This window comes from Pseudomonas sp. P8_241, from assembly GCF_034008315.1.
GTDB lineage: Bacteria > Pseudomonadota > Gammaproteobacteria > Pseudomonadales > Pseudomonadaceae > Aquipseudomonas.
Genome location: NZ_CP125377.1, coordinates 2,731,815 through 2,751,922, shown reverse-complemented (window position 1 = coordinate 2,751,922; position 20,108 = coordinate 2,731,815). Strand labels below are relative to the sequence as shown.

The window sequence follows — 20,108 nt, the reverse complement described above, 5'->3', positions numbered from 1 at the left end:
ACCAGCATAAAAATAGTAACGATGATGGCAAAACAGTCTAGTCAAACCAATGCGCTGTTTTATCTTAACTCAATGTCGGCCAACAACTTCCCTTGTCAAATCTTCTAAATACTCCGTGAGTATAGAATCCCTATCTAGAAACGGGACAATCTCCCTGACTTTATTGAATAGAACGGTTGTTGAATCTGACAAACCATCTACGCCTCGTATTTCCGCCGCTTGGCAAGCGCATATCAGCTCGAAAGAAATAATAAATTTAGTATTTTCGAAAATTTCTCGAGCTCGCCTTGCTGCCACTAACCCAAATGAGACGATATCTTGAAAATCTGCAGTCGTCGAAAGTGATTGGATAGATAAAGGAGTACAAAGTGATCTATTCTCCGCCGTCAATGAGGCAGTCATGAATTGTCCCCCCATTAGACCTAATCTCAACCCAGGGTCTTTACTACAAAGGAACGGCGGAAGCCCATTGCTATTACTTTTATCGAGGAACCTATCTACGCGTCGATTAGAAAGATTTGATAATGTAGTGAGCCCAATCGATAAAATATCCATGGCCATCGCGACATATTGCCCATGAAAATGACCATTATGAAAGATCTCATTAGAGTCAGGCACAATAAGTGGGTTGTCGTTTGAGGAATTCAATTCATTCTGCACAATGCTCCGAACATACTCTAACCCATCTACAACCGGACCGAGAATTTGTGGAGTGCATCTTATCGAATAAGCATCCTCTATTTGACTATTAGATGGCTTTACCGAACCGTCTTGTTCTAACTGAATTTCCTGCTGAGCTTCTGCCTCCTGTTTGATCATCCTTGATGATTCAAGATAATCAAAAATTTTCTGTGCTACTTTTAACTGTCCTAGATGAGGTTTCAATTTATGGACTTCTGGATCAAATGGTTTTTTTATCGCATGTAGCCCTTCAAAACTTAGAGAACTTATTAGACAATATTGCTCCAACAATTCTTGAACTTCTCGGATCAAACAACAGGCGACACCCGTCATCGCCGAGGTTCCATTTATGAGTGCTAAACCTTCCTTGTAGCTTAAACGAGCTTTTTCTATTCCCGCGAGAATAAGCGCGTCTTGCGCCGGGAGTAACTTCCCCTTGTACCTGACTTTCCATTCGCCCGTGCATACAAGCGCAATACATGCAAGGGGTCCTAGATCCCCGCTTGTCCCTAAAGACCCTTTTTCCGGAATACATGGAATAATCCCGCTATTATACAAAGCTACTAATACATCTAATACCTCTAAAGAAATAGCCGAGTTCCCTCGGCACAGTGAATTTATTCGCGAAAGCATTATCGCTTTAGTATCCACGTCACTTAAATAGCTACCTACATTTGTTGCAACAGACCTTATAAGATTCATTTGGAGCATATTCGCTTTTTCTATTGGCACATGCCAATTAACAAAGCCACCCATGCTTGTATTTACACCATATATAATACGACCCTCAGAGACAAACTTGTCTAGTTGTCGTCGGGACAAATCGACCCTGCGCCGGGTCTCATCGCTTAGGCTGATTTTGGTATCACTCGTCGCTATCTCTGCGAGTCGTTCAGGAGAAAGAGTTTCACCTGTTTCAAATATATACATGACGTCACCTCTGGCTTGTATTAATTTTTATTCTCCGCTCTATCCTATCCGCGTTTTCGATAGCCTTAGCTCTTGTTGATCCAACGGCAATTATATATGCCACACCTCCGCATCCATATTGAATCGGCGGAATTTCGTCACCGACTTTAAGTTCGCTCCCCCACCATTTGAAAGAATAATACCCCTCACATTTTTTTAGTGAATCTACATCTGAAATACTTTGTATAACGCCTGGATCCAGAGCAATTGATCTATTTACCATCCCCTTAGAGAATTTTGGAAGCAACAAATCCATATTGATTTCGTCACCCACTGCTTGCTGTATTGCCGCTTTTAGTATGGTTGTTCCATTGCTTAACGGAACCATCTCCGTACCAAAACGTGGTCCACCTAGTCGTGCGGCAACCTCAAGTACGTTAACTCCTTTTCTTGCTGAATAAACAAGATCTCCTTTAACTACTCCTCTGGTTAATCCTAGCGAGAGCGCGGCATCACGCGTAACTTCATATAATTCATTTTTTACCTTTTCGGGGAGAAATGTAGGCATTACATCACCTACCTCTACAAAAAAAGGATGGTACTTTTCGTAATGGAAAACTCTATCCGATATAGCGGTAAGGTAAAAATCACCATCTACCATCAGTCCTTCAACACTGTGTTCAGTTCCGATCAGATACTCATTCAACATTATATCTTTTTTGTCGGAAAAACTTTTACAGTGCGCGTATGCAAAACCTAAACTCCCTATAGAGTCAACTCTGATTACACCCTTGGATGATGACTGATCAATCGGCTTTAAAATAACCGGAAATTCAAACTCTTGTATGCGCTGAAGTAACTGTTCATACGAATTTACAACAGCATATTTTGGTGAGGGGACACCATGCTTTCGAAAGGCATCGGACCTCAGATCTTTATGTGTCGCTTTCATAGCTGAAGCTATCGAAACCGAGTACAAATCTAATTCAGCGGCAATGGTAGCGACCGATATAGCGGTATCCCAACAAAGACTGATTACACCATTGATCTCAACGCCCGACTCCACCAGGCTTTTAGCTGCTCCCAACGCCGCTTCCGGATCCTTCGAGTTTGCTTCAACAAAAATATCTGCTTCCGACGTGCCTACATCTAGTGGGAATTCCGATATCAAAGCAACTTTATAGCCCCACGTTTTAATTGTAGGAATTACCTCTCCACTCAAACCATTACCACATAGTAAAATAGTCTTCATCGGAAACTACCGCCTTAAAAGCTCACCGTACTTAAACGATGATTATTTTTATTAAGTTGCGCTAAAAACAACCAGCGCTCAGACCGAGAATCACGATTACCAAGAACTCAAAGATGGACAGATCATCACACCGCCCAAATCACTTGTGTTATTTATAGTCAGACTAGAAATAATTCGCAATGCTATTTTTGTAGTACAATTCGCTAACTAACGAAGGAAGTTTCCTATAAATACATCATCTCAACCACATTGATCCGCTACTCATCTATGAATGTGCTGTTGCTTAACTACTCCTAGATCAGCAGCCTCAACGCTATAAATCATATTCTTTCGCCTACAACTTTCGCATTTATCCGCACACTTTAAGTCAACTACTTTATATGCTTCACAGTACGAACCAGCAACCAGCCTTTGCGTAGGAGACGTACTAATTATGCGCAGGGGATTACCCATATTAGAGGCACTACTTCAAACAACTCATACGCAATACTGTTTAACCCAGACACGACAACGAACACTAGAAGATTGAGTTCGTAGATTCAGTGGCACTTTCTTGTGATTCCCACGCACACACTCGCGGTGGGGGATACCGACCTTGGCCAGTCGACCCCACGAAGTAGCAAAGACGTTGAAATACGAATCCGTCCTACGGGCGATGGGCCAATTCGGTGAGCCGTGTTAAACAGTGGCACCAGGGAACTACTGCCACTCATAACAACAAGGAACCACCATGAAACGTAGCCTGACCGTTCTCGCCCTGCTGGTTGCCGCGCTCGCCGCAGCTGCAGGCTGGTACGTTTTCAGCAAGCAGCCGACACGCCAGGGCATGGTGGAACTGCAACACCTGCAAGGTTCGGTCACCGTGCGCTACGACGAGCGCGGCATCCCGCACATCCGCGCCGAGAACGAAACCGACCTGTACCGCGCCCTCGGGTACGTGCACGCCCAGGACCGGCTGTTTCAGATGGAAGTCCTGCGTCGCCTCGCCCGCGGCGAGCTGGCCGAGGTACTGGGCCCGAAACTGCTCGACACCGACAAGCTGATGCGCAGCCTGCGCATTCGCGAACGCGCCGACACCTACCTGGCGAACATGGACAAACAGTCGCCGGCCTTTATCGCCATGCAAGCCTATCTGGATGGCATCAACCAGTATCAGGACACCCACCCCTTCAAGTCTAAACATACAAGCGAGCCTGCTCGCGATAGCGTCAGTTCAGCCAACATCGATGTTGCCTGTCACATTGCAATCGCGAGCAAGCTTGCTCCTACAAAAGGTTTGGTGCCTGTGATTCACGAAGGGCGGCGCACCACCCTCACCTTCCCGCTGCCGCCGCCACCGCAGAAAAACCGCTCGCCACCATCGAATTCCAGCCCAGAAACCCCGACTCCTTCCGGCATCTTGAGGCTTTCAAGGACCTCGCCGGTTTTCGCGTCGACGCGGCGCAGTTCGCTCTCGTCGCCTTCCCATGTGCCGTGCCACAGAGCCCCCTCGACGAAGGTGACACCGGTGACAAAGCGGTTGGATTCAATGGTGCGCAGGATCTTGCCGTTTCCGGGGTCGATCTGGTGAATCTTGCGTTCCTGATATTGCCCCACCCACAGCGAGCCTTCGGCCCAGGTCAGCCCCGAATCGCTGCCACCACCGGGGGCGGGAATGGTCGAAAGGATATGTCCGGTCCGGGGATCGATTTTGTGGATACGATCTTCGGCGATCTGGAACAGGTGCTCGCCATCAAAGGCAGTGCCCGCATGGGCGCCAACGTCAATCGAGCGCAGCACCTTGCCGCTGTCCGGGTCCAGCGCGTTGATTTTGCTATTGCAGGCAAACCACACCTTCTCGCCATCCCATGTGACACCACACACATGGTCGACATCGGCAAACGGGCCATATTCACGAATGATTTCAGCAGTTGCGTGTTTCATCCTGGCATTCCTCAACAAGGGGTTGTGGCATCGATCCTAGCCACCGGGCAGCGGAACCGGGAGTAACAAGGTCGTCGCGAAACCGGGCACGGGCGGCGTCATCCAGCGCCGTGCTCGGCCACGCCCCAGCGATTGCACCTTGCCTTGTTGCGCCAACGTATCCAGCGCCCGCTGCACCGTGCGCTGGCTGCCGCCCAAGGCCAACGCCAGCGCGGAACTCGACCACGGCTCACCGTCGGCAAGGCTGGCAAGCACCGCCGCAAACTTTTCCTCGACGGGTTGGGCCAGCACCACCACCTCCGGACATGCCCGTGATTGCAGGACAAATCCTCGTGGGGTGGCGGTCACTTCTACCAGGGGCTTAAGCGCTTTGCGCAGCCTGCCGATCTCAACCCGCAGCCGCGCACGATGGGACTCATCGGAGAGTTTCAAACGGAACGCCCGTGCGATGAGTGTCTCTCTTGAGACATCGCCGGGCCACGCTTCGGCCAGCGTCCTGGCGAGGGTAAACAGCACCGGACGCGTGGCGAGGGAGACCGACATGCCACAGCCGCGCACGCCGTATCGGCACGCATCTACCACCAGAGCCGTTGAACCGAGCAAAGCTTCGACCTCCTCCAGCAACAGCGGCCGTTCTTTGCCTCTGACGATCAGTCGCGCCGCCGGGGTATCGAGCAAACGTGCCGCGGACTCGACCTCGGCCATCAGCGCAGGAATGCAAGCCAGTTCAGCCGCATGCCGGGCTCGGGTCAGCGCATCCTGTGCAGCTTTGGACTGCAGGCGACGAATCGCGATCCCCGCGACCACCAGTTCATGGGCCGCTCTCAAGGCCGGCGGCAAAGGACCGGGGTCAAGTTCAGCGAGTGTTTGCTGCGCCTCGTCGAGCCGACCGATCAGCAATAAACGACGGATTTGCAGATACCGCGCATGGGCCGCGTTGACCCGGTCACCATGGGACTCAAGCGTCAGCCGCGCCGCTTCCAGCACCTTGACCGGCCAGCCGAGTTCCCGCGAAGCCAAGGCGATTTCGGCCTCGGCCACCACGCACCGCGCGCGGGACAACACCTCCTTCGGGGCGAAGGCCCGGTGCGCACTTTTCACCAGTGCCCTGGCCCGCTCCAGATCCCCCAGTTGCGCCATGGCAATACCGCGCAAGGCCAGCGCCGGAGCGTCATTGCGCAAAGCAACGCGGTCCAGCGCGCCGAGCGGATCACCCGCCGCCAACGCCAGCGCTGCTGCCGTGATCATCGAGTCCATCGAAATCCCGCCACGCTTGTCACTCCCGCACCTGGATACACCGGTTTAGTCTAAATCACGGCTGTTTACCAAGCGCGTACAACGATTAAGAGACACCTGAGCGCATGTGGGGGTTCGAGTTGTGCCAATCCGTTTGGCAGTCAGTTGCTTTCTCACGCCGGAGGAATCGTCGCCAGCATCCCGATGAAAATGGTCAACAGCAGAAAACCGCCGAGAAAAATAGTCATCTTGCCCATAGGGCCTCCCCTCTGAAGAATGGGGTTCATTGTCGGCCGATGACTGCTTGCGTTACAGACGCAGTTTGCGCAGGAAAATACGGATCAGATCAGTTTTAGGGAGATTATCCGGGTGCTGAACCGGCAGGATTTTGCGCAGGGTGTCGACAAAGGGCGTGAAGATCAGATCGCGAACCGTCAGGTATCGTTCGTCATCCTGATCGCCCGTGCCGAAGCGAAGGGTCTCCGGCGTCGATTGCGTGACGTAGAGCGTGCCGAACATCCAGTCCCAGAGCGACAGGTTGATGCCGAAATTCTTGTTGTAGTGTCGCGGCGCATCGCTGTGATGGATCTGGTGCTGCGCAGGGCTGCTCACGACACGTTCGATCAGCGGGCCAAACGAAAACCAGACATGGCTGTGGCGCAGGTTGGCCGCCAATCCGTTGAAGATGAACACCATGTACGTCACACCAAACAACGTATAGCGGCTGACCTCCCCACCACAGGCGTACCAGAACAGGCCGGCGTAGGCGCCAACGCAGATCGTATCGCTGAGTTTTTCCACCACTTCTTCGAGAAAATGCGTTCGGCTGGCGGTGGCCGGCACCAGCACCGGCGCTGAATGATGGACTTTGTGAAATGCCCACAAGTAACGGGAATGAAAGGCGCGATGGCCCCAGTAATGAGTGAAATCCTTGACCAGGAACACGCCGAGGCCATAGAGCAGCGACAGCGTCAGGTTGTCCCCCACTTGCGAACGCGCGCCCCACAGGTTAGTGAAAAAAGCGCTGTAGTCAGCTGAACGCAAGACATACGGATCGACCAGGCCAACAATGGGCAGCACCAGCGCAACCTTCAGGATGGCGAGGACAAAGTAATAGCGATAATCCAGCAACGCCGAACGATGCAGATAGACCCGGCCGCCGCCAATGAACCGCCAGAATGAGAGCGCGTCGGTCAAACCACGCGACTTTCTGAAGCGAAACAGGCAATAGGCGACGCTGTACGACGACAACAGAAATACCAGGCACAGGCGACCGTTCAGGTCGAACAGCCCCAGGAACTGCCGGCTGACCGGCTCGACCAGGTAATGATGTAGTAAGGCGAGAACATCCATACCAGGCTGCCCTGTGTAAATGACAGGGCAGTGTAAATGAGAATGAGTACCCGGTGAACGACTTGATTCCGCTATTCAACCCCCAAGCGCAATAATCGCGACGATCAGCACGCCGCCCGTTACCGCCATGACCGCCGCGCCCTGCCAGGGTTTTGCACCGGCATATTTGGCCAGCATCCAGCCGGCAATGAACAGCACCACGAGGCCGATCAGGTTGGACAGGCGAATGGCCAGGCCTGTCTCGTCAAGGAGAATGAATGGCACGACCAGAGGAAACGTCGAGGCCGCGACCAGCAGAAACACCCCGAGCGCCCCTTTGAAATCATCCCAACCGAGCCTGGCCTGCACGGGCAGCGAGGGCTGTTCAAGCAGGCGGCAGCGCAGAAATTCAAGACCTTCGGTACCCGCCACCCCGGCAAGGTGCAAGGGCAATACCTGCGCAATCAATGCCTGACCGCCCGCGGGATCAACACCGTCGCGCAAGCTCGCGTACAACTTGACCTTGCGTGTGCGCTCAACCAATGCACGCAGCAAATACATCACCGCATCCGCCAGCCCCCAGGCCAGGTTGCAACCCAGTGCGGCAATCATCATCGTGCGTTCCGCTGCCTGGTCAGACGTCGCCACACTGATGGTCCCAGTGAAGGTCATGGCCATCAGCAGGCCAAAAATCACCTCGGTAATGCGCTCGACGGGATCCAGCACCCGCGGCCTTTTTTGTTGTGAATCTGTCTGCATGCGTTACCCCCCGAAGGTGTGTTTACAGCTCTTTTCTCGCAGTTTTTATCCGTTGCAGGCCCCATTAGCGGCGTGTATTGTCCCGGCCCGCTCAAGTGTAGTTTGAGCGGCTACACTCAGCCGAGCACGTCAGCTGATTCAAAGGGGGCCAATTCATGCTGGATTATTTTGCGCTGGGTCTGTTGATTTTTGTCGGGCTCGTTCTGTTCTACGGAATCATCGTGTTGCACGACATTCCCTACGAAATCGCCGTACACCGTAATCACCCTCATCAAGACGCGATCCACGCCACCGGCTGGGTCAGCTTGTTTACCTTGCACGCGCTGTGGCCGTTTCTGTGGATCTGGGCGATGGCGTATCGCGAGGACCGGGGCTGGGGATTCGGTGACGGTGGCACACCGAAAAGTCATGTGATCCACCTGGAACAACAGGTCGCGGAACTGCAAGGTCGCGTCCAGCGCCTTGAAGCGGCGACAGGCACGACGCACTCGGCATTGCCGACGGACAATCAAGGCGAGGGCATCTAAGCCATGGATCTCTTACTTATCCTGACGTATGCAGCCCTCTGCGTTGCGATCTTCAAAATCTTCCACATTCCGTTGAACAAATGGACGGTGCCCACAGCGGTCCTCGGCGGGATCATCATCATCGGTGCGCTGATCTTCACGATGAACTACAACCACCCCTACTCAGAGGTGGCCCGTTCCTACTTCGTCTCGGTGCCGGTGATCCCCGTAGTCAGCGGCCAGGTGATCGACGTGCCGGTCAAGACCAACGAGCCGCTGGAAAAAGGCGATATTCTGTTTCGCCTCGACCCTGCCCCGTTTGAATACCGGGTCAAATCCCTCAAGGCGCAACTGATCGCCGCGCAGAACGACCGGGCGCGGATTACAGAGTTGATCAAACGTAATTTCGCCACCCAACGGGAACTCGATACCGTCGTCGCTCGCAGCGATGACCTGAAGGCACAGCTGGACAATGCACAGTACGAACTGGAGAACACCACGGTCCGTGCGCCGAGCAAAGGTTTCGTCACCCACGTTTCGTTGCGTCCCGGCATGATGGCGACCCGATTGCCATTGCGCCCATCGATGGTGTTCATTCCAGACGAGGGGCATTACTTTTCGGCCTGGATGCGCCAGAACAGCCTGCTGCGCCTGACCGAAGGCGACGAAGCCGAAGTCGCGTTCGACGGCATTCCCGGAAAGGTCTTCGAAGGCAGGGTCAAAAGTGTCATTTCCGTGATCGCCGAGGGCCAGGTCCAGCCTTCCGGCACGCTCATCGGCTTCACCGGTTCACCACCGGCGGGCCGCGTGCCGGTGATCATTGAAATCACCGACCCCGATTACGCCCAGTACGCCCAACAGATGCCAGGTGGCGCTTACGGACAGGCCGCTATCTACAGCCAGCATTTCCACCATATCGCCATGATGCGCAAGATCCTTTTGCGCATGGCAGCGTGGATGAACTACATCTTCCCGTTCCATTGATCCACGGGGCATGACGTAGCCTGACGACCCGGTCGTCAGGCTACGCCAATCTCCACCACGCCCTCATTGAGCCGCACCGGCCAGACCCGCAACTGCTGTTGCGGGTCTTCCAGGCAGCAACCGTCTTCCAGGCGAAAGTGCTGTTTGTAGATCGGTGCAGCGACCACCAGATCCCCTTTGATACTGCCGACCAGGCCACGACCAATCACATTCGCCCCGGATTTGGGGTCGTGGTTGTCGATGGCGTAGAGCGTCTGGCCTTCGACCGATGGCAGGTAGAACAGCGCCACCTGCACGCCGTCATGCCACACCACGACGCCGGAGTTGTTCACCAGATCGTGCTCGTTGCATACCGATTGCCAGGCCAAAGAACGATTGGACCCGGCGCGTTGCGTATTGAAAAGGCTCATCAGGCAATCTCCTCGGTGACAGGGATAAGGTTGAGTTCGGCGGCCATGATCGGACGACGCTGACCGCGCTCCTGGACGAAATGGATGTCCGGGTCCGGGCGCTTGTCATTGACGAAGGTACGGAAGCGCTTGAGTTTTTCCGGGTCTTTGAGGGCATTGGCCCACTCGCATTCATAGCGATCGACCACCAGTTGCATCTGCGATTCGAGTTCGGCACCGAGCCCCAGGCTGTCGTCGATGATCACGTCCTTGAGGTAGTCCAGGCCCCCTTCCAGGCTTTCGCGCCAGACCGAAGTGCGCTGCAATTTGTCGGCGGTGCGGATGTAGAACATCAGGAAGCGGTCGATGTAGCGGATCAGGGTTTGATCATCCAGGTCGGTGGCGAACAGTTCGGCGTGACGCGGACGCATGCCGCCGTTGCCGGCGATGTAGAGGTTCCAGCCTTTCTCGGTGGCGATCACACCCACGTCCTTGCTTTGCGCCTCGGCGCACTCGCGGGTGCAACCGGACACGGCGAACTTGAGCTTGTGCGGCGAGCGCAACCCCTTGTAGCGGTCCTCGATGGTCAGGGCCATTTGCACACTGTCCTGCACGCCGTAACGGCACCAGGTGCTGCCCACGCAAGACTTAACGGTGCGGGTCGATTTGCCGTAGGCGTGGCCGGTTTCAAAACCGGCCTCAATCAACTCGCCCCAGATCTCCGGCAACTGATGCAATTGGGCACCAAAGAGATCGATGCGCTGGCCCCCGGTGATCTTGGTGTAGAGGTCGTACTTTTTCGCCACCACACCGATGGCGATCAGTTTGTCAGCGGTGATCTCGCCTCCCGGAATCCGCGGTACTACCGAGTAGGTGCCATTTTTCTGCATGTTGGCCATGAACGTATCGTTGGTGTCCTGTAACGGCACCAGCGAGGCGTCCATGATCGGCTGGTTCCAGCACGAGGCGAGAATCGAGCCCACCGCCGGTTTGCACACATCGCAACCGGTATGGCCGCGACCGTGTTTGGCCAGCAGTTCTTCGAAGGTGATGACCCCTTCCACGCGCACCAGTGCATAGAGTTCCTGACGGGTGTAGGCAAAGTGCTCGCACAGGCTTTTATCGACGCTGACACCACGGGCAATCAACTCGTGCTCGAACACTTGCTTGAGCAATCCGGCGCAACCGCCGCAACCGGTACAGGCCTTGGTTTGCGATTTGAGCAAGCCAAGGTCGCTGCAACCGCCGTCGATGGCCGAGCAAATCGCGCCCTTGGTGACGTTGTGGCACGAGCACACCGTGGCCGATTCCGGCAGTGCGCCGGGGCCCAGGGTCGGTGCGCCGGTCGACGACGGCAAAATCAGGCTGGCCGGTTCTGCCGGCAAGGCAATGGCGTTCTGCATGTATTGCAGCAAGGTATCGTAGTAACTGTTGTCGCCGACCAGCACAGCACCGAGCACGCGTTTGCCCGATTCGTCGACCACCAGGCGCCGGTAGCTCGCCGTGGCTTCATCGATGAACTGATAGCTGCGGGCACCTGGTGTATTGCCATGGGCGTCGCCGATGGAACCGACATCGACACCGAGCAGTTTCAGCTTGGTCGACATGTCGGCGCCAGTGAACGGCTCGGCGTCCTGCTGGCACAGGCGCGTCGCAACGCTGCGGGCCATCTGGTATCCCGGCGCGACCAGACCGAACAGGCTGCCATTCCACGAAGCGCATTCGCCGATGGCGTAGATGTCGGGGTCGCTGCTCACGCAGTTATCGTCGATGACCACACCGCCACGCGGGCCGATTTCCAGTGCACATTGACGGCCCAGCGCATCCTGCGCACGGATCCCGGCAGAGAACACGATCAGGTCGGCTTCAAGAAATTCGTCATTGCCGAAATTCATCCGGTAGCGATACTGCTCACCCGCGCTGATCGACTGCGTGCCGCGTGCCAGATGCACGCCGACGCCGAGTCGCTCGATTTGCGCCTTGAGCGCACGACCGCCGTATTCGTCCAGTTGTACCGGCATCAGGCGCGGGGCAAATTCCACCACATGCGCTTCCAGCCCGAGGCTTTTCAGGGCGTTGGCCGCTTCCAGGCCGAGCAACCCGCCGCCGACCACCACACCGCGCCGGGCATTGGTAGCCGCCGCACGAATCGCGTCGAGGTCTTCGAGGGTGCGATACACCAGCCGCGAGTCACCCTTGGCGCCTTCAATCGGTGGCACAAACGGATAGGACCCGGTGGCCAGCACCAGTTTGTCGTAAGCGACACTGCCTTGGGCGGTGATGACTTCGCGGCGTTCACGGTCGATCTCCAGCACCGGCACACCCAGGTGCAGCGTGATGCCAGACGTCTGGTACAGCGCCGCCTCACCCAGCGCCAATGACTCGGCATCGCGACCGGTGAAGTACTCGGAAAGGTGCACACGGTCATAGGCGCGCATCGGCTCTTCGCTGAATACGTGTAACCGGTAATGGTCGAGGGCACCGCGCTCGATCAGTTGCTCGACGCAATGATGTCCGACCATGCCATTGCCGATCACGACCAGCGTTTGCAGTTTGTTCAAAGTGGCAACATTGGAATTCATAAGAAGCACCCGGCCAATCCATCACGGTTCAAAAAGCAAAAAAAAACGCCTGAAACCTTGCGGTTCCAGGCGTCTTTGCCTGTTCTTTTATGGTGTTGAAATCAGACGGCTGTGCCTGATCCACCGATGTTGCCCTCGACCTGTGCGGCCAGTCGATCGTCGTTGACCGAGAGGGCTTTCCACGGGAAAACCCATGGACTTGATGATGACGTCTGCAGCAACTGTGCCAGTCGACAGCAAAAGCCCTGCAACCCCATTGGCACCAACGGTTTGCGTTCATCCAGCCGCACAAACCCGCCCGGATGAACACTCACGGCTTCGCTTCCGACTGGTGCGATGCGGTCCGCCAGCGCTTTAAAAAAGTGCAGATTCGCACGCGCCCGCGCCGTCATCCGCAGCCCCGAATGCGCTGCTCAGCAGAGATAACACCGCGTTCGAGCATTCTGGCGCGTGACTTGCTAGAACCTCACCAATAGGCAGTCAACGCTGATTGCCCACATACGACAAAGGCGCCGTGTAACCCCCGTTTTAACGGAAGGGTCACATGGCGCCTTTTTTGTTTGCGGGTTCGGCAAGTGCAAGCAACTGATTCAAGGGGCGAAGATGGCCAGTAAAACCGTACGCAGCGTGTGTCCCTATTGCGGTGTTGGCTGCGGCATCGTCATGCAGGTTGAAGACAATCGCGTGATCAAGGTGACCGGCGACAAGGCCCACCCGAGCAATGCCGGTCGTCTGTGCACCAAGGGTACGACCTGCGGCCAGGCGATTGCCGAGTCGGGACGCATGGACAACGCCTACCTGCGTCATGAACGCAATCGTGACCCAGTGCGCGTGACGATGGACAACGCCATCGGCGAAACCGCCGCCAGACTGCGCCAGGTGCTTGATACCCACGGCCCCGAAGCCTTGTCCTTCTACGTGTCCGGGCAGATGTCGCTGGAGGCCCAATACCTGGTCAACAAACTGGCCAAGGGGTTTGTCCGCACCCCTCACATCGAATCCAATTCCCGCCTGTGCATGGCCAGCGCCAGCAGCGGCTACAAACTGTCCCTGGGGGCCGACGGGCCACCCGGCTCTTATGACGACTTCGATCACGCCGACCTGTTCTTCGTGATCGGCGCCAACATGGCCGACTGTCACCCGATTCTGTTCCTGCGCATGATGGACCGGGTCAAGGCCGGGGCGAAGCTGATCGTCGTCGATCCACGGCGCAGTGCCACGGCGCTCAAGGCCGACCTGTTCCTGCCCATCAAACCCGGTACCGACCTGGCCCTGCTCAACGGTTTGCTGCACTTGCTGGTGAAAAACGGCCACACCGACCCGGCCTTCATCGCCTCCTTCACCCAAGGTTGGGAGGCCATGCCCGAGTTCCTGGAGGACTACCCAGCAGACAAGGTTGCCGAGATCACCGGCCTTCCTGAGGCGGACATTCGCCAAGCCGCGCAATGGATTGGCGAGGCCGCTGAATGGATGAGTTGCTGGACCATGGGCCTGAACCAAAGCACCCACGGCACCTGGAACACCAACGCGCTGTGCAACCTGCACCTGGCCACCGGCGCGATCTGCCGACCGGGCAGCGGGCCGTTTTCCCTGACCGGCCAACCGAATGCCATGGGCGGCCGTGAGATGGGCTACATGGGGCCTGGATTGCCGGGACAACGTTCGGTACTGGCCGAGGCTGACCGTTCATTTATAGAAGACCTGTGGGACATCCCCCGTGGCAATCTGCCGACGACGGTCAGCGGCGGCACCGTGGCAATGTTCGAGCAAATGCGCCTTGGCCAGATCAAGGCCTGCTGGATCATCTGCACCAACCCGGTGGCGTCCGCGCCCAATCGGCAGAATGTCATCGAGGGTTTGCAGGCGGCGGAACTGGTCATCACCCAGGATGCCTTTCTCGATACCGAGACCAACCGCTACGCCGACATCCTGCTGCCGGGCGCTCTCTGGGCCGAAGCCGAAGGTGTGATGATCAACTCCGAGCGCAACCTGACACTGATGCAAAAAGCCGTGGAAGCGCCCGGCGAAACCCTGCCCGACTGGCAAATCGTCGCTCGAGTGGCGTGTGCGATGGGCTTCGCCGAAGCCTTCACTTATGCCGACGCCAGCGACGTGTTTGAAGAAATCAAACGTGCCTGGAACCCGGCCACCGGCTATGACATTCGCGGCGCCAGTTACCCCCGCTTGCGAGCGAATCCACTGCAATGGCCTTGCTCTTTGGAGTCCGCCAATGATCGCAATCCGATTCGTTACGTCGACAAGGGCATCGCTGACAGCGCCTGCGCCATCACGTTTCCGACCAGCCACGGCAAAGGCATTTTCCTGCCGCGTCCCCACCTGCCGCCCGCCGAAATGCCCGACGAAGCCTTTCCCTTCGTGCTCAACACCGGTCGCTTGCAGCACCAATGGCACACCCTGACCAAGACCGGCAAAGTCGAGACGCTGAACAAACTCAATCCGGGGCCGTTCATTGAAATTCACCCTGAGGATGCACGTCAGCTGGGCCTCAAGGACAAGGACCCGGTCGAAGTGCGTTCAGTGCGCGGCCGCGCCGTGTTGCCCGCCGTGGTGACCGACCGGGTGCGTCAGGGCAATTGCTTTGCGCCGTTTCACTGGAGCGATGTGTTCGGCGAGCACCTGGCAATCAACGCCGTCACCAACGACGCCGTCGACGCCCTTTCGCAGCAGCCGGAACTCAAGTTCTGCGCCGTCGCCCTGCAACGGGTCGAGCTGATCGGTCACCGGTTCCTCGATACCCCGGCGCCGGCCACGGTCACCCCACTCCCCGCTTTAACAGAGGAAATTGCCATGTCGAGCCTCTCGGCCTTCGCTGACCTCGTGGGCATCAGCAGCCTGCCGTCTCCTCAACTCAATGATCGTGAACGCACCTACCTCGCCGGTTTTATCAGCGGCCTGCAATCCCCGGCCGGTCGTCAAGTGAGCGGCGTACCGGTCATGCCGTCCAACGCGCCGTTGGCTGCGGATACGCGACTCTGGCTGGACGGCGTTCTCGGCGGGCTGTTCAGTCGAGTTGAACCTGATAGCCCGCGCCCGGCGACAGTCACCGATCAACCGGCCGTGACCTTGTTGTGGGCCTCGCAGACCGGCAATGCCGAGGCGCTGGCCGAGCGATTTGCCGCGTGTCTGCGGGACGACGGTGTCAGCGTGGAGCTGAGCGCGATGGCGGACTTTCCCGCCAGCAAACTCGCCAATACCCAGACGTTGGCACTGATCAGCAGCACCTTCGGCGACGGCGACCCACCGGACAACGGCGAAGGCTTCTGGCATACCCTCAATACCGCCGAGACGCGCCTGGAGTCACTGCGCTTTGCCGTGCTCGCATTGGGCGATCCCAACTACGACCAGTTCTGCCAGCATGGCAAGAAACTCGACCAACGCCTGCGAGAATTGGGTGCAACACGTCTTCTGGAGCGGGTGGATTGCGATACCGAATTCGAGGAGCAAGCAGACCTCTGGCTCGCCGATCTACGCAAAGCCCTGAAGCCGTCAGTGATCGTCGAACCGATGCCAAGTGCTGGCATCCGTCCCGTCGAGACATCGGCCAAAGCCAAACCTTTCGCCTCACGTCTGCTGACCAACCTGCACCTCAACAGCCAGAGCCCGAACAAAGAAACCCGGATGTTCGCTCTCGACCTGGCGGATTCTGACTTGCGCTACGAGGCCGGAGATGCCCTGGGCGTTTACCCGCGCAACTGCCCTGAACTGGTCAGCGAACTTCTCGATCTGACCCGGTTGCACGGCGAAACAGCCGTGAGCGTCGATCAACGCGGCGAAGTGCCGCTGCATCAAGCCCTGACCGAGCATTTCGAAATCGCCCGCCCGAACAGCGAAACCCTGGCGTTCATCGCCGAGCGCAGCACCAACCCCGGACTGAAACAACTGCTGGGCAGTGAGCGCAAAGCCGAATTAAAGGACTGGCTGTGGGGCCGGCAACTGGCGGACGTGTTGCAGGAGTTTCCGGTGGATTGCTCGGCGAGCGAATTGCTGGGGACGTTGAAACGCCTGCAACCGCGCCTTTATTCCATCGCTTCAAGCCCCAAGGCGCACCCTCGGGAAATCCATCTCACCGTGGCTGCCGTGCGCTATGGCAAACGCAAAGGCGTGTCTTCGACCTTTCTCGCCGATCGCGCCCAGAGCGGCAACGTGCCGGTGTTCGTCCAGCCGTCGAAGCACTTTCGCGCACCGGCCGATGGCAACGTGCCGATGATCATGATTGGCCCAGGCACCGGTGTCGCGCCCTTTCGCGCCTTCCTGCAAGAGCGGCGCGCCCGGGGCGACCAAGGCAAGAACTGGCTGTTCTTCGGCGAGCAACACGCCGCCACCGACTTCTACTACCGCGACGAACTGCAAGGCCTGCAGCGCGACGGCACGCTGACGCAACTGAGCCTGGCATTCTCCCGCGACCAGTCGCAGAAGATCTACGTGCAGGACCGGATTCGCGAACAAGGCGCAGACCTGTGGCGCTGGTTGCAGGAGGGTGCGCAGCTGTACGTCTGTGGCGACGCCAGCCAGATGGCCAGGGATGTCGATCGGGCCTTGCGCGAGGTGGCACAAAACCACGGTGGACTCAGCGCCGAAAACGCCAGTGATTACTGGCGCCGGTTGAACGAGCAGAAACGCTATTTGCGGGATGTTTACTGAAAACTGAGCCTGACAGGCTCAGCCGATCAAAGAATCCACTTAAGCAGAACGTGTGACGCGATCCATGGCGACGCCTGTGCAACGCCCCACTGCAGCAGCACGCAAGCGCACAGGTAAGCCGCAAAGAACTTGTACATCGCTAACCTCCCCATCACACGCCTCCTGCCTGTTTGGCGGCAAAGCTTCCCATCGACAGGAAGCTTCATACTGGCGTGCGGGGCTGTAACAATTTATGACGTCCGCTCACCGGTAAAGGGTTCGACGTCAAGAATGGTTTTCAGTTCCATATGGGAGGAAATAAACGCTGACGGGTTTTCAGCCCCCCGGTTTCAGCTCGGATCGCGATAGAACACGTCGTCGGCGTACGGATACCACCAGTCCTGGACTTTCGGTTGGTGATCGATGATGACCATTTTCGAGCGGCGGAATGCCTCAAGGCCCTGACGCCCCAATTCACGGCCAAGCCCCGACATCTTCCAGCCACCGAACGGCAGCGCATCGTTGTCGATCAACGGGTTGTTGACCCAGACCATGCCCGCCTCCAGTCGCTCGGCGGCCTCCATGGCTTCGGCCAGGTCGGTGGAAAACAGCGATGCGCCGAGGCCGAACGGCGAATCATTGGCCAAGCGCACCGCTTCATCGAAATCGCTCACACGGCAGATCGCTGCCACCGGACCGAAGCACTCCTCCTGCAAAATGGCCATGTCGCCGGTCACACCGGTGAGAATGGTCGGCTCATAGAACCAGCCCACGCTGTGCTGTGGCGGAACCCGCCCGCCGCAGACCACCGTCGCGCCCTTGGCCACGGCATCATCGACCAGACGCATGACCTTGTTGCGCGCCACCTCGCTGACCATCGGCCCGATCTCCGAGCGCTCCAGGCCATGACCGATACGCAAGGCGCGGGTGCGTTCGGCAAACTTCGCGACAAACTCGTCATGAATCTCGTCGACCACATAAAAGCGTTCCGCCGAGGTGCAGATTTGCCCGCTGAGGTGGAACGCCGCGGTCACCGCACCGGCCGCTGCGACTTCCAGCGGTGCGTGTCTGGAAATGATCAGAGGATCGCTGCCACCGGCCTCGATCACGCACGGCTTCATGCGCTCGGCACAGGCCACGGCCACGGCTTTGCCCGCCGCCACGCTGCCGGTGAACGCGACCGCGTGGGTCTGCTCCGACTGCACCAGCCGCTGCGCGGTTGCAGCATCGCCCGGCACGCAGGACACCAGCCCCGGCAACAGCGCCGTGAAATGCTCCATGAACTTGAGGGTGCACAGAGTCGTGGCTTCCGCCGGTTTGATGATGCAGGCGTTGCCCGCTGCCAAGGACGCGGCGACCGTCCAGCACATCAACAGGATCGGAAAGTTGAACGGCATGATGTGCACACTGACGCCATACGGCTCGTAACGCACATGCTGGAACGAGCCAATCTGCGTGGTGCCGGCGACCTTGCCGGCATCGTCCCGGGCCATTTCCGCGTAATAGCGAAAGATCGGCGCGCAGTTCGCCAGTTCGCCCATGGCCTCGGGAAACGGCTTGCCCATTTCCAGGGTCATCAAGCGAGCGACTTCACGGTTGCAGGCAAGGTTCTGTTCGATGGCATTGGCCAGTTGATGCAGGCGTGCGGCACGGCTTTTGGCATCGACTACGCGCCATTGTTTTTGCGCAGCAGTGGCGGCATCGATGGCGGCTTGTACGTCTGCTTCGCCGCACAAGCCGACCTGCCCGACCGGCTGCCACGTCGCGGGGTCGAGCACTTCACGCACGTGCCCAACGGTCAGCGGCAGGAATTCGCAATTGATGAAACGCAATGCAATATCAGTGTTGAACGTGGCCATGGGTTGATCCTTTAACCAATCGATAAGGGGTTTGGCGCAACATCGCCAGGGTCTCGGCGGACAGGTCATCACGCCAGACCGGCACATGCCGGTCGAGCCATTGGCGCAGCGGTGCCAAGGCTTCGGCGTCCAGGGCGCGGACAAACAGCCCCAGCGTGCGCGGCAGGTGCGTCAGATAACCGTGCTTGCCGTCACGACCGGCCAGGCGCACAAAAATCCCCAGCACCTTGGCGTGACGCTGGGCTGCCAGGCAGCGGTAATCGGCAAGAAAACGCTGGGCATCCAGCTCCGGGCGTTGCATCAGGTAAAGGGTGATCAGTTTTTCTCGCAACGCTTCAGGCACATCGCGCCGGGCGTCTTCGAGCAGCGACATCAGGTCATAGGCCGCCGCACCGACCAGAGCGTCCTGAAAATCCAGCAAGCCGCAGGCCGCGACACCTTCGCGGCCTTGCAGCAGCATCAGGTTGTCGACGTGGAAGTCGCGCAGCACCAAGGCTTCTCGGCGTTTTGCAACGTCGTGGCAGGCGTCGGCGAACAGCGCCAGGTATTCATTGCGCAGCTTTTGCGCCATCTCTTTGCCGATCAACAGCGGCACGTACCAGTCGATAAACAACGCGTATTCGTCTGCCAGCCGCTGTTCGTCGTAGGGCGCCACTTCATTGGTCGATGGCGCGCGATGCAGCGTCACCAAGGTATCGACGGCCAGGTGATACAGCCCCGCCTCCGAATACCCGGCCGCCAGCAGCCGGGTGTAGGTGTCGTGTCCGAAGTCCTCGATCAGCGCCAGCCCCGTCGCCTCGTCGACTTGCAGCAAGGCTGGCGCGGACAGGCCCAGCCCCTGCAACTGCCGGGCGATCTGCACAAACGGGGCGATGGGTTCGCTGTGGGGGGGCGAATCCATCAGCAACAAACCGGCGCCGTCCAGACGAAAGTAGCGTCGTGTCGACGCATCCGCAGGCAGCGCGGTCAGCACTGCGTCGGCATAACCGGCGCGTGCCAGAAACGCTGCGCGCAGGTCTTCACGGGTTGGCAATGACGCCAGAGCATCTGTCATG

General features: G+C 57.6%; 14 protein-coding genes and 1 pseudogene. 4 read left to right on the top strand and 11 right to left on the bottom strand.

From position 1 onward, the window contains the following. Positions 1–69: 69 nt before the first annotated feature. Positions 70–1,611 carry a phenylalanine aminomutase (D-beta-phenylalanine forming) gene (locus QMK58_RS12620; protein WP_320396379.1) on the bottom strand — a complete coding sequence of 514 codons (1,542 nt, stop codon included), beginning with the start codon at positions 1,609–1,611 and terminating at the stop codon, positions 70–72. A 4-nt stretch (positions 1,612–1,615) separates the two neighbouring features. Continuing rightward, positions 1,616–2,842, bottom strand: coding sequence for an ATP-grasp domain-containing protein (locus tag QMK58_RS12615; RefSeq protein ID WP_320396378.1), 1,227 nt, complete (start codon positions 2,840–2,842; stop codon positions 1,616–1,618). Positions 2,843–3,572: 730 nt separating this feature from the next. On the opposite strand from QMK58_RS12615, the pseudogene QMK58_RS12610 reads away from it, so the two are divergent. Further along, a pseudogene (locus QMK58_RS12610) lies at positions 3,573–4,007 on the top strand (penicillin acylase family protein); the annotation flags it as partial. A gap of 125 nt (positions 4,008–4,132) precedes the next feature. Here the strand turns inward: QMK58_RS12610 and QMK58_RS12605 are convergent. The 4 genes from QMK58_RS12605 to QMK58_RS12590 all read right to left on the bottom strand — a co-directional run bounded on the left by QMK58_RS12605 (position 4,133) and on the right by QMK58_RS12590 (position 8,092). Next, positions 4,133–4,765, bottom strand: coding sequence for a PQQ-binding-like beta-propeller repeat protein (locus QMK58_RS12605; protein WP_053161098.1), 633 nt, complete (start codon positions 4,763–4,765; stop codon positions 4,133–4,135). A gap of 36 nt (positions 4,766–4,801) precedes the next feature. Continuing rightward, positions 4,802–6,022 (bottom strand): helix-turn-helix domain-containing protein, encoded by a 1,221-nt coding sequence (locus tag QMK58_RS12600; RefSeq protein ID WP_320396377.1) that lies wholly within the window; start codon positions 6,020–6,022, stop codon positions 4,802–4,804. Positions 6,023–6,310: 288 nt separating this feature from the next. After that, entirely contained in the window at positions 6,311–7,354 is a 1,044-nt protein-coding gene (locus QMK58_RS12595; RefSeq protein ID WP_320396376.1) for a sterol desaturase family protein, read from the bottom strand. A 75-nt stretch (positions 7,355–7,429) separates the two neighbouring features. Next, positions 7,430–8,092: a hypothetical protein gene (locus QMK58_RS12590; RefSeq protein WP_053161104.1), complete on the bottom strand. Its 663-nt coding sequence runs from the start codon at positions 8,090–8,092 to the stop codon at positions 7,430–7,432. Positions 8,093–8,247: 155 nt separating this feature from the next. Between QMK58_RS12590 and QMK58_RS12585 the strand changes: the two genes are divergently transcribed. Beyond that, entirely contained in the window at positions 8,248–8,619 is a 372-nt protein-coding gene (locus QMK58_RS12585) for a DUF3302 domain-containing protein (RefSeq protein WP_053161105.1), read from the top strand. A gap of 3 nt (positions 8,620–8,622) precedes the next feature. After that, positions 8,623–9,582 (top strand): HlyD family secretion protein, encoded by a 960-nt coding sequence (locus QMK58_RS12580; RefSeq protein ID WP_053161107.1) that lies wholly within the window; start codon positions 8,623–8,625, stop codon positions 9,580–9,582. 35 nt (positions 9,583–9,617) lie between these two features. Here the strand turns inward: QMK58_RS12580 and nirD are convergent, their stop codons facing one another. The 3 genes from nirD to QMK58_RS12565 all read right to left on the bottom strand — a co-directional run bounded on the left by nirD (position 9,618) and on the right by QMK58_RS12565 (position 12,867). Further along, the gene (gene nirD, locus QMK58_RS12575; RefSeq protein WP_053161108.1) at positions 9,618–9,992 is read right to left on the bottom strand and encodes a nitrite reductase small subunit NirD; all 375 of its coding nucleotides are present in this window, start codon (positions 9,990–9,992) and stop codon (positions 9,618–9,620) included. Beyond that, entirely contained in the window at positions 9,992–12,553 is a 2,562-nt protein-coding gene (gene nirB / locus QMK58_RS12570; protein WP_320396375.1) for a nitrite reductase large subunit NirB, read from the bottom strand. Before nirB ends, nirD begins: the two co-directional genes overlap by 1 nt. A 101-nt stretch (positions 12,554–12,654) precedes the next feature. Beyond that, positions 12,655–12,867, bottom strand: a complete 213-nt coding sequence (locus QMK58_RS12565; RefSeq protein ID WP_156322368.1) for a hypothetical protein — start codon at positions 12,865–12,867, stop codon at positions 12,655–12,657. A 289-nt stretch (positions 12,868–13,156) separates the two neighbouring features. Here QMK58_RS12565 and QMK58_RS12560 point away from each other — a divergent pair, with 289 nt between their 5' ends. Further along, a complete protein-coding gene (locus QMK58_RS12560; RefSeq protein WP_320396374.1) occupies positions 13,157–17,215 on the top strand; it encodes a bifunctional nitrate reductase/sulfite reductase flavoprotein subunit alpha in 4,059 nt (1,352 codons plus the stop codon). A 329-nt stretch (positions 17,216–17,544) separates the two neighbouring features. On the opposite strand, the gene QMK58_RS12555 is transcribed toward QMK58_RS12560, so the two are convergent. Both QMK58_RS12555 and QMK58_RS12550 read right to left on the bottom strand, forming a co-directional pair. Continuing rightward, positions 17,545–19,053, bottom strand: coding sequence for an aldehyde dehydrogenase family protein (locus QMK58_RS12555; protein ID WP_053161116.1), 1,509 nt, complete (start codon positions 19,051–19,053; stop codon positions 17,545–17,547). Further along, positions 19,034–20,107, bottom strand: a complete 1,074-nt coding sequence (locus tag QMK58_RS12550; protein WP_053161118.1) for an aminoglycoside phosphotransferase family protein — start codon at positions 20,105–20,107, stop codon at positions 19,034–19,036. The genes QMK58_RS12555 and QMK58_RS12550 overlap by 20 nt, the downstream gene beginning before the upstream one ends. Position 20,108 lies beyond the last annotated feature (1 nt).

Excerpts from the sequence above, each read along its gene's own strand:
- QMK58_RS12585 (WP_053161105.1), top strand. The coding sequence starts at position 8,248 with ATGCTGGATTATTTTGCGCTGGGTCTGTTGATTTTTGTCGGGCTCGTT.
- QMK58_RS12555 (WP_053161116.1), bottom strand. The coding sequence starts at position 19,053 with ATGGCCACGTTCAACACTGATATTGCATTGCGTTTCATCAATTGCGAA.
- QMK58_RS12550 (WP_053161118.1), bottom strand. The coding sequence starts at position 20,107 with ATGACAGATGCTCTGGCGTCATTGCCAACCCGTGAAGACCTGCGCGCA.
- QMK58_RS12600 (WP_320396377.1), bottom strand. The coding sequence starts at position 6,022 with ATGGACTCGATGATCACGGCAGCAGCGCTGGCGTTGGCGGCGGGTGAT.
- QMK58_RS12580 (WP_053161107.1), top strand. The coding sequence starts at position 8,623 with ATGGATCTCTTACTTATCCTGACGTATGCAGCCCTCTGCGTTGCGATC.
- QMK58_RS12595 (WP_320396376.1), bottom strand. The coding sequence starts at position 7,354 with ATGGATGTTCTCGCCTTACTACATCATTACCTGGTCGAGCCGGTCAGC.
- QMK58_RS12590 (WP_053161104.1), bottom strand. The coding sequence starts at position 8,092 with ATGCAGACAGATTCACAACAAAAAAGGCCGCGGGTGCTGGATCCCGTC.
- QMK58_RS12605 (WP_053161098.1), bottom strand. The coding sequence starts at position 4,765 with ATGAAACACGCAACTGCTGAAATCATTCGTGAATATGGCCCGTTTGCC.
- nirB (WP_320396375.1), bottom strand. The coding sequence starts at position 12,553 with ATGAATTCCAATGTTGCCACTTTGAACAAACTGCAAACGCTGGTCGTG.
- QMK58_RS12560 (WP_320396374.1), top strand. The coding sequence starts at position 13,157 with ATGGCCAGTAAAACCGTACGCAGCGTGTGTCCCTATTGCGGTGTTGGC.
- QMK58_RS12615 (WP_320396378.1), bottom strand. The coding sequence starts at position 2,842 with ATGAAGACTATTTTACTATGTGGTAATGGTTTGAGTGGAGAGGTAATT.
- nirD (WP_053161108.1), bottom strand. The coding sequence starts at position 9,992 with ATGAGCCTTTTCAATACGCAACGCGCCGGGTCCAATCGTTCTTTGGCC.
- QMK58_RS12620 (WP_320396379.1), bottom strand. The coding sequence starts at position 1,611 with ATGTATATATTTGAAACAGGTGAAACTCTTTCTCCTGAACGACTCGCA.